The sequence below is a fragment of the Gammaproteobacteria bacterium genome (assembly GCA_035501935.1).
Taxonomy (GTDB): domain Bacteria; phylum Pseudomonadota; class Gammaproteobacteria; order JAJPIJ01; family JAJPIJ01; genus JAJPIJ01.
The window spans coordinates 17,688-31,734 of record DATJVC010000027.1; the positions used below are offsets into that span (position 1 = coordinate 17,688).

The window sequence follows — 14,047 nt, forward strand, 5'->3', positions numbered from 1 at the left end:
TACCCTCAAGGTATTCGGTATTTTTTCTTATAACACCGGGAATAACTGTATCATAATTCGATGTCGCGATTGACCCGGCCGATGCGCTGGCGGAAAGGCGCCTGATCCATGTGGCGATTCCTCTGCCGGCGGTTGTTCCACGCCGCCATTGTCACGGTTGGCGTGGTCAGCGTCGTGTTTCTGCTGATCCATATCGTGCCCGGCGATCCGGTGGAAGTGATGCTGGGTGAGTCCGCCGTCGCCGCCGAGCGCACGGCGTTGCGTCACGCATTGGGACTGGACCAACCACTGGCGGTACAGTGGCTGCATTATCTGTGTGGTCTGCTGCGATTCGACATGGGGTCCTCGCTGTATTCGCGACGCGCGATCTTTGATGTGCTTTGCGAACGGTTGCCCGCGACCGTCATACTGGCCGCCGCTGCCATGATAGTGGCTCTCATCATCAGCGTGCCTCTGGGAATATTTTCCGCGCGGCGACCGGGGCGTTCGTTTGATCTTTGCAGCGCGGGATATGCGGCGATGGCAGCGGCGGTACCGTCGTTCTGGCTGGGGCCGATGCTGGTGTGGGTGTTTGCCCTGCAACTGGGCTGGTTTCCGGTCAGTGGCCGCGAGGGCGGCGCCTCACTGGTATTGCCGGCGTTGACACTGGGCGTGGGCTTGAGTGTGCCGCTCATGCGCATATTGCGCGGCAGCCTGTTGGAGGTGGCGCAGGAGGATTTTCTGCGCGCGGCCCGCGCCCGCGGTCTGCCGCCGCGTGTCCTCTTCCTGCATTACGCGCTGCGTAATGCCGCGTTGCCGGCGTTGACCGTGTTCGGCCTGCAACTCGGCGCGCTCCTGGGCGGCGCGGTGATTACTGAAACGATCTTTCAATGGCCGGGCGTGGGGTTGCTCACGGTGGAGGCCATCCTGCGGCGCGACTATCCCATGCTGCAGGGCTGCGTGCTGCTCATCGCCGTCATCTATGTCGGCGTCAACATGCTCGTCGATCTGGCCCATGGCGCGCTTGACGAGCGCGTGCGCGCGTCTTCATGAAGCGTGAACTGGCGGCCTACGGCATCTTGCTCGCCTGGGCCGGCCTCGCGCTTGCCGCCGGTCTGCTGCCGCTCGAACCCAACCACATTTATCTCGACAGAATATTATCCACGCCCGGGGCAGGCGCCTGGCTGGGCTATGACGATCTGGGGCGGCGCGTGGCGGATCGCCTGCTCCTCGGCCTGCGCGCCTCGTTGGCGGTGGTGGTGATCGTGGTGCCGGTGTGCGCGGTGTTTGGCGCGATGATCGGTATGACGGCGGCATGGAGTGGGGGGACATGGGATCGGCTCTGCATGGGGTTCATCGACCTGACGCTGGCGTTCCCGGGCCTGCTGCTGGCACTGGCTCTGGCCGCGGCGCTGGGGCCGTCGCTCTCCAACGTGGCGCTGGCCCTGATGCTGACCGGCTGGGTGGGCTATGCGCGGCTGGCGCGCGCGCAAACACTGGCGTTGCGGGATCGGGAACACGTGCAGGCGGCGCGGGTGGTGGGCACGGCGCCACCGGTGATCTGGCGGCGGCACGTGCTGCCGCTCATCGCCATGCCGCTCATCATCGAAGCCACGCTGGGCGTGGGCGGCGTGATCGTGGCCGAAGCGGGGCTCTCGTTTCTGGGCCTGGGCGCGCGGCCGCCGGCCCCGTCGCTCGGCGGCATGATTCGCGACGGCACGTATTACATGCTGGTGGCGCCGCATCTGCTCGTGGCCCCGGGCATGACGCTGCTCCTGATTGTCGCGGCGGTGAACGAGATCGGTGAATCCCTGCGACGGCGGCTGGATGTGCGCGCCGTCATACGGCAATGACCCTGGGGCCGCTCATGATCGATCTCGCCGCTCCGGCGCTCTCGCCGGAGGAGCGCGCCTGGCTGGCGCATCCCCTGATCGGTGGCGTGATCCTGTTCACGCGTAACTATTCTAATCCGGCGCAACTGCTGGAACTGACCGGCGCGATTCATGCCGCGCGCCATCCACCGCTGCTGATTGCCGTCGACCACGAGGGCGGTCGCGTGCAACGGTTCCGCGAGGGATTCACCCGCCTGCCGGCCTGTGCCCTCCTGGGGAAACGCTACGACGCTGATGAGACCACCGCGCTGCAGGAGGCCACCGCCTGCGGCTGGGTGATGGCGGCGGAACTGCGGGCGGCCGGGATCGATTTCAGTTTCGCACCGGTGCTGGATCTGAACCGGGGCGTAAGCGGTGTAATCGGTGATCGTGCTTTTCACGCCGATCCGAATACCGTGGGCGCGCTCGCCTATGCCTTCGTGAAGGGCATGCGCGAGGCCGGCATGGCGGCGGTCGGCAAGCACTTTCCCGGACATGGCGCGGTGGCGGCGGATTCGCATCACGCCGTGCCCGTCGACGAGCGCGAACTGGAGCGGATTTTCCACAGCGACCTGCGCCCCTTCCAGCATCTGATCCAGAACAATATCGAAGCGCTGATGCCGGCGCATGTGATCTACACGCGCGTCGATGACAACCCGGCGGGATTTTCCCGCATCTGGTTGCAGGATATTCTGCGCCGGCGGCTGGAGTTTGACGGCGTGATCTTCAGCGATGACCTCAATATGGCGGGCGCGGGGGTGGCCGGTGACATCACGCAGCGCGCAGTGGCCGCCCTCACGGCGGGTTGTGACATGGCGCTGATCTGCAACAATCCCGCGGCCATCCGACAGCTGCTGACGGAACTCAAGATCGAGATGTCCCCATTGTCGCGCGCCCGCTTGATGCGCATGCACGGCCGGGCCGCCCTCTCACCACCTGCGTTGCAAGTATCCGAACGCTGGTTACAGAATACCCGCCTGCTGGCATCGCTGATGCCTGCGCAAATGGATCTCGATGACAATGCCGCTTGAGAAAATTGCAAATCGATTGCAGCGTATGCTCATCGTATTATTGCTGACATTCAGCGGGGCGATCCGCGCAGAGGCGGAATTGCAATGTCCGCTGCGTCCGCCGGACAAGCCCGCTCCCATTGCGACCGTTTCCCACCCTCGAGGCCTGCTGTGGGAGATCAAACGCGCCGATGCCAGACCCAGTTACATCTACGGCACCATTCATATCAGCGATGAGGACGTGCTCAAGCTCGCGCCGCCGGTGGAACGGGCCCTCGACCACGCCGATAGCTTTGTCATGGAGGCTTTGTTCGACGAACAGGCGGCGTCCGCTTTCACGCACCTCATGTATACCGACGACAACACGCGGCTGGAAAAGCAAGCGGGCTTGGCCCTCTTCAAGCGCGCCAGCACGCTGCTGGAACAGTACGGCATCATAGGTTTGGCCGCGCGCCGCATGAAACCCTGGGCGGCCTTCCTCATGTTGAGCCAACCCGCCGGCGAGCAAGGCGTGCCGCTGGACCTGGCGCTGATGACGCGCGCAAGCAGTCATGGCGCACAAGTGTATGGCCTGGAAAGCATCCAGGAGCAGGCCGACGTCTTTGGCGCCATGCCGCTTTCTGATCAGTTGACGTTGTTGCGCGACACGGTCTGCGGGTACGACGAAGTACAGCAGGAGCTGAGCCGCCTGAAGGCGCTCTATCTGGCGCGCGATCTGGCCGGCATCAAGGCGATGGAGATCAACTTCGAGCAGGATAACGATGAATTATCCAGGAAGGTCGCACGCCGGCTCATCACCGAGCGCAACCGGCGCATGGTGCGCCGCCTGCGGCCGCGGCTGAACGAGGGCAACACCTTTATCGCCATCGGCGCCCTGCACCTGCCAGGTGACGACGGTGTGCTGCGCCTGCTGGAAAGGCAGGGCTATACCGTCACCCCGTTGTATTAAGCCACGTTGTCGGGACTGTCGCGGCCGGCTTTTCGGCGAGTCACGGCATCGTTTATATATTCAAATTAGTAATAACAATATTAAAATATATTCTTTTAAAGAATATATGTTCCTCTCTAGAATGCCCGCACTGAATCACACCCGGTGCGGGAGCGAGGCCATGGCTTTGGTTGCACATGACAGGCAGGAGGACGCTTCGTCGGAGGTCATCGTCAAGCAAATCCTGGACAGCCTGAAGGGGCTGCGCTACGGATCGATCGAACTGATCGTACATGACGGGCAGATCGTCCAGATTGAGCGCAATGAAAAATTGCGTCTGGATTCGCCCACGCGGAGTGCGCAGTGAGAAACAGCGTTTAGTTTTTTTCATCCTCCTGAGACGCCTGGGCGGATTGGTAATATCCGCCCCATTTTCTCTTCAGGAGCGGGCGACAGGCGAACCAGACCGACCAGATCACTGGAGGCTAATGCCATTACCATAACAACTTGATACGAACCGACCGGATGACCGGAGGTGTACATGAAAACATTGCCGACAAGGAGCAATACCCATGAAACACCCACGGCTTTCCGTCTTAAGTCTCGCGGTGGCGGGCGCTCTCCATCCCGCGTTCGCTCCCGCCGCCACCACGCAGGAACTTGAAAAGCAATTACAGATACTCGCCCGGAAGGTCAAGGAGTTGGAGGGCGCGCTTGCCGAATCCAAGAAGGTCGAAGCGGCGAAGCCGGCAGCATCACCGGCGCAAGTCCAGGAACTTGATCAAAAGATCAAAGTGCTGGAGCGCAAACAGGATATCGCCGAGGCGGAGGCGGTCGCCAAGAAGAAAGAAACCCCGGCGTTCAAGGCCGGTCCCGGCGGCCTGGTGTTCAGTTCCGCCGATGGCGATTTCTCACTCAAGATCCGCGGCTATCTGCAGGCCGATTCCCGTTTTGCCATGGATGACACCCGCACGGGTACCGGCAACGGTAACATCACTGACACCTTCCTGCTCCGTCGCGTGCGGCCGATTTTTGATGGTACGGTCTTCAAATATTATGACTATCGCATCATGCCGGACTTCGGCACCAATGACGTGACCAACAATACGGTGCTGCAGGACGCCTATATCGAAACCAATGCAAACCTGTCGCCGCTGGCAAAATTGCGCATCGGCAAGTTCAAGGGGCCGATTGGTTTGGAACGTCTCGCCAGCGCCACTGACATCAAATTCGTCGAGCGCGGCCTTCCCACCAATCTCGTGCCCAATCGCGACATCGGCATCGATCTGAACGGTGAACTGTTCGACAAATCGGTCAATTACTCCATCGGCTATTTCAACGGTGTGGCGGACGGCGGCAGCAACGGCGATCCGGATTTCACCGATGACAAGGAATTCGAAGGCCGCATTTTCGCGCTGCCTTTCAAGAACGCCTTCAGCCCTTTGCAGGGTCTGGGTCTAGGCATTGCCGGCAGCGTGGGCGATCAGAATGGCGCCGCCGGCCTGCCCAGCGGCACCGGGCCCATACCGGGCTACAAGTCGCAGGGCCAGGCAACGATATTCTCCTATCTGCAGGCAGGCACCGGACCCATCACCAATGCAGCCATCGCGGCGGGCGGGCATTACCGCATCTCGCCGCAGGGTTACTACTACTGGGGGCCGTTTGGTCTGCTCGGTGAATATGTGGATTCCACGCAGCGGGTCAGCCGCAATGATCCGACCAGCAAACTCACCGACAGGCAGTCGGTCGGCAACGATTCCTGGCAGATCGTGGCGTCGTACGTTCTGACCGGCGAGGACAATGGTTACAAGAGCATCATCCCGAAGAACAAGTTCGATCCGTTCAGTGGCGGCTGGGGCGCGTGGGAGCTTGTGGGTCGTTATGACGAACTGGACGTCGATGACGACGCTTTTACAGGTATCACTCCCTCAACCGGTACCACAGCGGCCAAGCTGGCAGCGCGTCAGGCCACCCGCCTCGCCAATCCCTTTACCTCGGTCACCGAGGCGTGGGAATGGGGGATCGGCGTGAACTGGTATCTCAACTCCGCCGTCAAGCTGGCTGCCGATTACGAGCAGACGGATTTCAAGGGCGGCGGCGGCGTTGAAGGTGGTGGCGCCGAGAAACTGACTTCGACACCGGACAACCGCGAGACGGAAAAGGTGTTCTTCACCCGCGTCCAGCTCTCGTACTGACGCTTTCATCCCGACTTTTCATCATTATTACCAAGGAGTGCTTAACATGATTGGCAAGATATTTCTGCTTGTCCTGAGCCTGACGGTGGGTGTGCTCGCATTTACCCATCCGCTCAACGCGGCAGCAGGAGATGTGACACTGCTCAACGTGTCCTACGATCCCACGCGCGAACTCTACATGGATTTCAATCAGGCCTTCGCCAAATACTGGAAGCAAAAGACCGGCGATACGGTCACCATTAACCAATCGCACGGCGGCTCCGGCAAACAGGCGCGCTCGGTCATTGATGGGCTGGATGCCGATGTGGTGACGCTGGCGCTCGCCTACGACGTGGACGCCATCGCCGAGAAGGCGGGTCTGTTCCCGAAGGATTGGCAGAAACGATTGCCTGACAACAGTTCACCCTATACCTCCACCATCGTATTCCTGGTGCGCAAAGGCAACCCGAAAGGCATCAAGGACTGGGGTGATCTCGTACGGGAGGGGGTTTCGGTGATTACCCCGAATCCCAAGACCTCCGGCGGCGCGCGCTGGAATTACCTCGCCGCGTGGGCTTATGCCAGGAAGAAATACGGCGGTGATGACGCCGCCAGGGAATTTCTCGCCAAACTTTACAAGAACGTTCCGGTACTGGATTCCGGCGCGCGCGGTTCCACGATCACGTTCATCGAGCGTGGCATCGGCGACGTGCTGATCTCTTGGGAGAACGAGGCCTATCTCGCCGTCAAGGAACTGGGCAAGGGCCAGGTCGAGATCATCATGCCGTCGCTCAGCATCTTGGCTGAGCCCCCGGTGACGGTGGTCGACAAATTTGCCGCCAAGCACGGCACCAGCGAAGTCGCCAGGGCCTATTTGGAGTATCTCTACAGCAAAGAAGGGCAGGAAATCGCCGCTAGGAATTTTTACCGGCCGCGCGACCCCGAAATTGCCGCGAAATACGCCAATCAGTTCCCGAACATACCGCTGGTGACAGTTGATCAGGACTTCGGCGGCTGGAAAAAGGCGCAGCAGACCCATTTCAACGACGGCGGTGTCTTCGACAGGATCTATCAACCCGGACGCTGATCCATGTTCCAAGCACGACAACACAATGTGCTGCCGGGTTTCGGCCTGGCGCTGGGCTTCGCGCTGCTCTATCTGTCGTTGATCGTGCTGATCCCATTGAGCGCGACCTTTCTGAAGACGGCGACAATGAGTTGGGATCAATTCTGGCAGGCGGTGACGGCACCGCAGGTGCTCGCCTCCTACCGCCTCAGCTTTGGCGCCGCCTTCATCGGCGCCCTGATTAATGCATTTTCAGGTTTGTTGGTCGCCTGGGTCCTCGTGCGCTACACCTTTCCCGGCAAGCACGTCATCGATGCCTTGGTGGACCTGCCGTTTGCCCTGCCGACCGCGGTAGCCGGCATCGCACTGGCGGCGGTCTACGGGCCCAATGGCTGGATCGGTGGCCTGCTGGCCCTGCTGCATATCAAGGTCGCGTACACGCCGCTGGGCGTGATCGTGGCGTTGACCTTCATCGGCCTGCCGTTTGTCGTACGCACTGTGCAGCCGGTGCTGGCGGATCTGGATCCGGAAATCGAAGACGCGGCGACCAGCCTCGGCGCCAGCCGCTGGCAGGCCTTCGTGCGCGTGCTGCTGCCCAGTCTGGCCCCGGCCCTGCTGACGGGATTTGCACTGGCCTTTGCGCGCGCCGTCGGCGAATACGGTTCAGTGATCTTCATCGCCGGCAATGCCCCGATGGTCTCCGAGATCACCCCGCTGCTCATCATCACCAAACTGGAACAATACGATTACGCCGGCGCCACTGCGCTGGCGGTGGCGATGCTGGCCATGTCATTCGCGCTGCTGCTGGCCATCAACGGATTGCAGTGGTGGAGCCGGCGGCGCAGCCGCTGATCAGGACGCCGATTCCATGTCCACCGTCGCCGCGCTTGCTGTTGCCGCCCCACGGGAGATCGCCCGGCCCGCCAGCGCCGGGCCCGTCGTCCTGCGCCGGCTTTTGATCGCGCTGGCCCTGACCTATCTCGGCTTTTTTCTGTTCGTGCCGTTGGCCGCCGTCTTTACCGAGGCCCTGCGCAAAGGCTGGACAGTCTATCTTGCCGCCATTACCGAGCCGATGGCGTTGGCCTCGATCAAACTGACGCTGATCGCGGCCGGCATCGCCGTGCCGCTCAACATGATCTTCGGCATCGCCGCCGCCTGGGCCATCGCCAAGTTCGATTTTCGCGGCAAGAATCTGCTGACCACCTTCATCGACCTGCCCTTCGCCGTCTCGCCGGTGGTGTCCGGGCTCATCTATGTGCTGCTGTTCGGTCTGCAAGGCTGGTTCGGGCCGTGGCTTGCGGACCACGACATCAAGATCATCTTCGCCGTGCCGGGAATCGTGCTGGCGACGATCTTCGTCACCTTTCCCTTTGTTGCCCGCGAGTTGATTCCGCTGATGCAGGAGCAGGGGCGGGAGGAGGAGGAAGCGGCCGTCGTTCTCGGCGCCTCCGGCTGGAAGACCTTCTGGCGCATCACCCTGCCCAACATCAAGTGGGGGCTGCTCTACGGCGTCATTCTGTGCAACGCCCGTGCCATGGGCGAGTTTGGCGCCGTGTCGGTGGTGTCCGGCCACATCCGCGGCCTCACCAACACCATGCCTCTGCACGTCGAAATCCTCTACAACGAATACAACTTCACCGCCGCCTTCGCGGTCGCCTCGCTGCTTGCCTTTCTCGCGCTGGTGACGCTGGCACTGAAGAGCCTGATCGAATGGCGCACCCGCCAGTTACAGGATATTGAGATACAGGCCTCAAAGGGTGAATTGGCATGAGCATCGAAATTCGCAACGTCAGCAAGAATTTCGGCAGGTTCTCGGCGCTGCATGACGTCAGCCTGACCATCCCCACCGGCGAGTTGACGGCGCTCTTGGGGCCGAGCGGCTGCGGCAAGACGACGCTGCTGCGGATTATCGCCGGCCTGGAAATCCCCGACCGTGGCAGCGTGCATTTTCACGGCGCAGAGGCCACCTACCTGCACGCCCGTGACCGCCAGGTGGGCTTCGTATTTCAACACTATGCGCTGTTCCGGCACATGACCGTGTTCGAGAACGTTGCCTTCGGGCTGCGCGTGCGCCCGCGTGCCACGCGCCCCAACGAGGAACAAATACATGGGAAGGTTCATTCACTGCTGAAACTGGTGCAACTGGACTGGCTGGGACACCGCTACCCCGCGCAGCTCTCCGGCGGGCAACGCCAGCGCATCGCGCTGGCCCGCGCGCTGGCCGTCGAGCCGCGGGTGCTGCTGCTCGACGAACCCTTCGGCGCGCTCGATGCACGGGTGCGCAAGGAACTGCGGCGCTGGCTGCGGCGGTTGCACGATGAGCTGCACGTCACCAGCGTATTCGTGACCCACGATCAAGAGGAGGCGCTGGAGGTGGCCGATCGCGTGGTGGTGTTGAACGAGGGCAGTATCCAGCAGATCGGCACGCCCGATGAGGTCTATGACCATCCGGCCACGCCGTTCGTTTACCATTTCCTCGGCGACGTGAATCTGTTCCACGGCCGCGTGCATCGCGGGCATGCCCACATCGACGATGTCGAGGTCGAGTTGGATACGCACGCCGACACAAAGGACATGCCGGCGCAACTGTACGTCCGACCGCACGAAATCGAGGTCATCCGCAAACTCAATGGCAAGGGCGGCATTGAGGTCGTGGTGCGTGACGTGCGTCGCTTCGGCGGCCGCGTGCGGCTGGAACTGGAAAGAACCGACGGCAAGGGTGGCATCGAGGCGGAGCTGTCGCGCGACCAGTATCTCGCCGATAGCTACGCCCGGGGCGAACGGGTCTACGTTCGTCCGCGCAACCCGCGGGTTTTCATAGACGCCGGCTGCCCCCTCCAGACCCGAAGATATTCTATACTTGGAAACATCACCCCAAACGAAACAGATGCGATACGCAGGAGGTGAACCATGTCACTACGCATAGGCGATGAAGCGCCGGACTTTACGGCGGAAACGACGGGGGGAAAGATCAGCTTTCACCAGTGGATTGGCGACGGCTGGGCCATCCTGTTCTCGCATCCGAAGGACTTCACGCCGGTGTGCACGACCGAACTCGGTTACATGGCGAAGTTGAAGCCGGAATTCGCGCGCCGCAACTGCAAGGTCATCGGCCTGAGCGTCGATCCGGTCAGCGATCACAAGGCTTGGGCGAAGGACATCGAGGAGACGCAGGGGCACACCGTCAATTATCCGTTGATCGGCGATACCGATCTCAGGATCGCGAAACTCTACGACATGCTGCCGGCTGAAACCGCGGGCGGCGCGCAGGGTCGGACGCCGGCCGACAACGCCACGGTGCGCTCGGTGTTCATCATCGGTCCGGACAAGAAGATCAAGGCCATGCTGGTCTATCCCATGACCTCGGGCCGCAATTTCGACGAGGTGCTGCGGCTGCTGGACTCCATCCAGTTGACGGCGAAGCACAAGGTCGCGACGCCCGTGAACTGGAAACAGGGCGGGGACGTCATCATCGTCACTTCCGTGAAGGACGAGGAAGCGCGGCAGAAATACCCCGGCGGCTGGAAGGCGCCCAAGCCTTATCTTCGGATCGTGCCGCAGCCCAAGTAGCGCCCGGTGTCTTCCGGAACGGTGGGCTCGCCGGTTTGCACGGGCGCTCCCTTTTGTGCGGCGCTTGCGTTACTCTATTCCCCCACTCTATGCGCCTTGCCTTCATCAAGATGCACGGCTTGGGCAACGATTTCGTCCTGTTCGACGCCCTCAATCAACCCCTGTCCCTGCAACCGGCGCAGGTGCGGCGCATCGCCGACAGGCACTTTGGCGTGGGCTGCGATCAGGTACTCTTGATCGAACCGCCGCACAACGGCGAGGCGGACGTGTATTACCGCATTTTTAACGCCGATGGCAAGGAGGCGGAACACTGCGGCAACGGCGTGCGCTGCGTGGCCCGCTATCTGCGCGATGCCGGCCGCGCCCGCGGCGACGAACTGGTGTTGCAGACGGTCAACGGCGAGGCGCGCGTGCATCTGGAGGCCGGCGACCGGGTGCGGGTCAACATGGGCGCACCGCGTTTTGCCCCGGCGGACATTCCATTCATCGCGCGCGAGCGCGCGCCGCGTTACGACATCGATGTTGGCGGCCAGAGGATGACAATAGGCGCGGTGTCGATGGGCAATCCGCACGCGGTGCTGGCCGTGGATGACGTCGATCAGGTGCCGGTGGCCGCGCTGGGCCCGCAGTTGGAGCGCCATCCGCGTTTCCCGCAAGGGGCGAACGTCGGCTTTCTGCAAGTTCTCGATCCCGGCCATGTCCGATTGCGCGTCTTCGAGCGCGGCGCCGGCGAGACGCTGGCCTGCGGCACCGGCGCCTGCGCCGCGGTGGCCGTCGGGCGTTTGTGGGGGAAACTGGAACGTGAAGTGGACGTGCAATTAAGGGGCGGGCATCTGTCCATTGCCTGGGACGGAGAGGGCAAGCCGTTGTGGATGACCGGCCCGGCCGAGCGGGTATTTGAGGGGCACATTGACCTATGACCACATCATCTTCTGACACGGAAACGACGCTCCCGGCGCCGGAGACTCACAGCTCGGTCGCGGAGTATCTGCGCAAGCACCGGGATTTTTTCGTGGAACACCCGGAACTGTTAAGCGATCTGATGATCCCGCATCCCACGGGCCCGGCCGTGTCGCTGGTGGAGAAACAGGTCGAGTTGCTGCGCGATGAAAACCGCGAACTCAAGGCCCGCTTCCGCGAACTGGTCGGGATCGCCCGGGACAATGAGGAACTGGCGCGCCGCCTGCACCGGCTGACGCTGAAGCTGGTCGAGGCCGAATCCATCGATCAAGCGCTGGACGTGCTTTACCGGGATTTGCGCGCCGATTTCGCCGCCGATCGCGTATTGGTGCAATTATTCGCCTCGGCCATTTCCGGCGTGGCGCGCGCCGAATTTGTCGGCCGCGGCGCGCCGCAGCGGCAGGCGTTCATCGATGCGCTGATCGAACGGCGGCCGCAATGCGGCCGCCTGCAAAAGCATCAGTACAAAATCGTGTTCGATGCCGACACCGCGGAAGCGAAAGGATCGGCCGCCGTGCTGCCGCTATCCGGCAAGACCTGGGATGGTGTGTTGGTGATTGCCAGCCACGACACGCGCCGCTATCACCCGGAGATGGGCATCGATCTCCTGGCGCACGTCGGCGATGTCGTCAGCCTGATCCTGCAACCCTGGATAGCGTCCTACGCCTCGCCGCCGGCGCCGGGGGACTGATTGTCGGATAAAACCGACGATGCCGGCATCCGCGATTTCCTCGCCACGCTGCCGCATGCCTCCAGGCATACCCGCGACGCCTACCGGCGTGATCTGCTGGCGCTCGACGCCCACCGTTCGCGCGTTGGCGTGACTCACTGGCGCGACTATGGCGCGCATCATTTGCGCGCCTTCGTCGGCGAACAGCACCGCCGGGGGATCGGCGCGCGCAGCCTGCAACGGCGCCTGTCTGCCGTGCGCGCCTTTTATCGTCATCTGTTGCGCCGTGGCGAGGCGGCGCACAATCCCGCTGATCTGGTACGCGCCCCGAGGACTTCGCGCCATCTGCCCAAGGTGCTGGACGTGGATCAGAGCGCGCGGCTGATGGAACTGCCGGCAAAAGACGATGTGCTGACCGTGCGTGATCGGGCCATGCTGGAATTGTTATATGGCAGTGGTCTGCGCGTCTCCGAGTTGGTGGGTCTGGATTTGGATGATCTCGATCTCGCCGATCGCCAGATCAGGGTGTGGGGCAAGGGGCGCAAGCAGCGGCTGGTGCCCGTGGGCCGGCAGGCGATGGCGGCGCTGAAATCGTGGCTGGTCCACCGCCGGAAAACCGCCGCGCCGGAGGAACGCGCCATTTTCATCAATCATCGCCGGCAGCGGCTGGGCGTGCGCGCGGTGCAGGCGCGGCTCAGGCAGTGGGCGCAGCGGCAGGGGTTGGACACCCATGTCCACCCGCACATGCTGCGGCATTCCTTCGCCAGCCACTTGCTGGAGTCTTCGGGCGATCTGCGCGCCGTGCAGGAACTCCTCGGCCACGCCGACATCAGCACCACGCAGATCTACACCCATCTCGACTTCCAACATCTGGCGAAGGTGTACGATTCAGCCCATCCCCGCGCCCGTCGCCGCTAGCAGATTGCTGAAAAACTACTGCGGAGCCCGTCTGCGTCGTTACTACTCGCTCGAAAGCTCGCCGTACTAGCCTGTACTGTCTCGCTTCCTCGCTCGTAGCGCCTAGCAGCCGGGCTTCCTCGTGACGTTTTTTAGCAATCTGCGGAAGTCCCTCCTATCAGATTGATTTGAGGTTAGAAGGGAACCTGAGCGGCTGGTGTAAAATGCCTATCGAGAATCACTGGAGTTTGGGCATGAAACAATTTCACGGGACGACGATCCTGTGCGTACGGCGGCCGGGCGTGGTGGTCATGGGCGGCGACGGCCAGGTGTCGCTGGGGCAGATCGTGCTGAAAGGCAACGCCCGCAAAGTGCGCCGTCTGCATGATGACAGGGTGCTCGCCGGGTTCGCCGGCGGCACGGCGGATGCATTCACCCTGTTCGAACGCTTCGAGGCCAAGCTGCAGAAGCATCAGGGCAATCTCACGCGCTCGGCCGTCGAACTGGCGAAGGACTGGCGCACCGATCGTATTTTGCGCCGCCTCGAAGCCATGCTGACCGTCGCCGACCTCAGCGCCCTGCTCATCATCTCGGGCAACGGCGACGTCGTCGAACCGGAGGAGGACATCATGGCCATCGGGTCCGGTGGTCCCTATGCGCAGGCGGCGGCACAAGCGCTGGTACGCCACACCCAGATGGATGCGCGCGCCATCGTCGAGGCGGCGCTGCGCATCGCCGGCGACATCTGCGTGTATACCAACACCAACCTCACCATCGAGGAGCTGCGCGGCTGAGTCCGCGTACTCTTTCAGGAACAACCAGTGTCCGCGCTGACGCCCGCCGAGATCGTCGCCGAACTCGACAAACACATCATCGGCCAGGATGCCGCCAAACGCGCGGTGGCCATCGCGCTGCGCAACCG

General features: G+C 62.4%; 16 protein-coding genes. All 16 read left to right on the top strand.

Going from position 1 to position 14,047, the window contains the following annotated elements:
• Positions 1-108: 108 nt before the first annotated feature.
• Positions 109-1,032, top strand: a complete 924-nt coding sequence (locus tag VMH34_07585) for an ABC transporter permease (GenBank protein ID HTT08637.1) — start codon at positions 109-111, stop codon at positions 1,030-1,032.
• Positions 1,029-1,832: an ABC transporter permease gene (locus VMH34_07590; protein HTT08638.1), complete on the top strand. Its 804-nt coding sequence runs from the start codon at positions 1,029-1,031 to the stop codon at positions 1,830-1,832. Before VMH34_07585 ends, VMH34_07590 begins: the two co-directional genes overlap by 4 nt.
• Positions 1,829-2,881: a beta-N-acetylhexosaminidase gene (nagZ, locus tag VMH34_07595; protein HTT08639.1), complete on the top strand. Its 1,053-nt coding sequence runs from the start codon at positions 1,829-1,831 to the stop codon at positions 2,879-2,881. Before VMH34_07590 ends, nagZ begins: the two co-directional genes overlap by 4 nt.
• Positions 2,882-2,906: 25 nt before the next feature.
• A complete protein-coding gene (locus VMH34_07600) occupies positions 2,907-3,809 on the top strand; it encodes a TraB/GumN family protein (GenBank protein ID HTT08640.1) in 903 nt (300 codons plus the stop codon).
• A gap of 160 nt (positions 3,810-3,969) precedes the next feature.
• Complete coding sequence (locus VMH34_07605; GenBank protein HTT08641.1) at positions 3,970-4,155, top strand: YezD family protein; 186 nt, start codon at positions 3,970-3,972, stop codon at positions 4,153-4,155.
• 205 nt (positions 4,156-4,360) lie between these two features.
• Entirely contained in the window at positions 4,361-5,983 is a 1,623-nt protein-coding gene (locus tag VMH34_07610) for a porin (protein HTT08642.1), read from the top strand.
• Positions 5,984-6,029: 46 nt separating this feature from the next.
• Positions 6,030-7,049, top strand: a complete 1,020-nt coding sequence (locus VMH34_07615; protein HTT08643.1) for a sulfate ABC transporter substrate-binding protein — start codon at positions 6,030-6,032, stop codon at positions 7,047-7,049.
• 3 nt (positions 7,050-7,052) lie between these two features.
• A complete protein-coding gene (gene cysT, locus VMH34_07620) occupies positions 7,053-7,880 on the top strand; it encodes a sulfate ABC transporter permease subunit CysT (protein HTT08644.1) in 828 nt (275 codons plus the stop codon).
• Positions 7,881-7,896: 16 nt separating this feature from the next.
• The gene (gene cysW / locus VMH34_07625) at positions 7,897-8,799 is read left to right on the top strand and encodes a sulfate ABC transporter permease subunit CysW (GenBank protein ID HTT08645.1); all 903 of its coding nucleotides are present in this window, start codon (positions 7,897-7,899) and stop codon (positions 8,797-8,799) included.
• Positions 8,796-9,935, top strand: coding sequence for a sulfate ABC transporter ATP-binding protein (locus tag VMH34_07630; GenBank protein HTT08646.1), 1,140 nt, complete (start codon positions 8,796-8,798; stop codon positions 9,933-9,935). The genes cysW and VMH34_07630 overlap by 4 nt, the downstream gene beginning before the upstream one ends.
• 3 nt (positions 9,936-9,938) lie before the next feature.
• Entirely contained in the window at positions 9,939-10,598 is a 660-nt protein-coding gene (locus tag VMH34_07635) for a peroxiredoxin (GenBank protein HTT08647.1), read from the top strand.
• An 89-nt stretch (positions 10,599-10,687) separates the two neighbouring features.
• On the top strand, positions 10,688-11,518 hold the full coding sequence (gene dapF, locus VMH34_07640) for a diaminopimelate epimerase (GenBank protein HTT08648.1): 831 nt from the start codon (positions 10,688-10,690) through the stop codon (positions 11,516-11,518).
• Positions 11,515-12,249: a DUF484 family protein gene (locus VMH34_07645; protein ID HTT08649.1), complete on the top strand. Its 735-nt coding sequence runs from the start codon at positions 11,515-11,517 to the stop codon at positions 12,247-12,249. The genes dapF and VMH34_07645 overlap by 4 nt, the downstream gene beginning before the upstream one ends.
• On the top strand, positions 12,250-13,146 hold the full coding sequence (xerC, locus tag VMH34_07650) for a tyrosine recombinase XerC (protein ID HTT08650.1): 897 nt from the start codon (positions 12,250-12,252) through the stop codon (positions 13,144-13,146).
• A gap of 233 nt (positions 13,147-13,379) precedes the next feature.
• Entirely contained in the window at positions 13,380-13,919 is a 540-nt protein-coding gene (gene hslV / locus VMH34_07655) for an ATP-dependent protease subunit HslV (GenBank protein HTT08651.1), read from the top strand.
• Between the two features lie 27 nt (positions 13,920-13,946).
• On the top strand, positions 13,947-14,047 hold a 101-nt coding region (locus tag VMH34_07660), incomplete at its 3' end, for a hypothetical protein (protein ID HTT08652.1).

What these genes read in the sequence shown, in the direction of transcription:
- VMH34_07585 (HTT08637.1), top strand. Translation starts at nt 109, where the DNA reads ATGTGGCGATTCCTCTGCCGGCGGTTGTTCCACGCCGCCATTGTCACG.
- VMH34_07590 (HTT08638.1), top strand. Translation starts at nt 1,029, where the DNA reads ATGAAGCGTGAACTGGCGGCCTACGGCATCTTGCTCGCCTGGGCCGGC.
- nagZ (HTT08639.1), top strand. Translation starts at nt 1,829, where the DNA reads ATGACCCTGGGGCCGCTCATGATCGATCTCGCCGCTCCGGCGCTCTCG.
- VMH34_07600 (HTT08640.1), top strand. Translation starts at nt 2,907, where the DNA reads ATGCTCATCGTATTATTGCTGACATTCAGCGGGGCGATCCGCGCAGAG.
- VMH34_07605 (HTT08641.1), top strand. Translation starts at nt 3,970, where the DNA reads ATGGCTTTGGTTGCACATGACAGGCAGGAGGACGCTTCGTCGGAGGTC.
- VMH34_07610 (HTT08642.1), top strand. Translation starts at nt 4,361, where the DNA reads ATGAAACACCCACGGCTTTCCGTCTTAAGTCTCGCGGTGGCGGGCGCT.
- VMH34_07615 (HTT08643.1), top strand. Translation starts at nt 6,030, where the DNA reads ATGATTGGCAAGATATTTCTGCTTGTCCTGAGCCTGACGGTGGGTGTG.
- cysT (HTT08644.1), top strand. Translation starts at nt 7,053, where the DNA reads ATGTTCCAAGCACGACAACACAATGTGCTGCCGGGTTTCGGCCTGGCG.
- cysW (HTT08645.1), top strand. Translation starts at nt 7,897, where the DNA reads ATGTCCACCGTCGCCGCGCTTGCTGTTGCCGCCCCACGGGAGATCGCC.
- VMH34_07630 (HTT08646.1), top strand. Translation starts at nt 8,796, where the DNA reads ATGAGCATCGAAATTCGCAACGTCAGCAAGAATTTCGGCAGGTTCTCG.
- VMH34_07635 (HTT08647.1), top strand. Translation starts at nt 9,939, where the DNA reads ATGTCACTACGCATAGGCGATGAAGCGCCGGACTTTACGGCGGAAACG.
- dapF (HTT08648.1), top strand. Translation starts at nt 10,688, where the DNA reads ATGCGCCTTGCCTTCATCAAGATGCACGGCTTGGGCAACGATTTCGTC.
- VMH34_07645 (HTT08649.1), top strand. Translation starts at nt 11,515, where the DNA reads ATGACCACATCATCTTCTGACACGGAAACGACGCTCCCGGCGCCGGAG.
- hslV (HTT08651.1), top strand. Translation starts at nt 13,380, where the DNA reads ATGAAACAATTTCACGGGACGACGATCCTGTGCGTACGGCGGCCGGGC.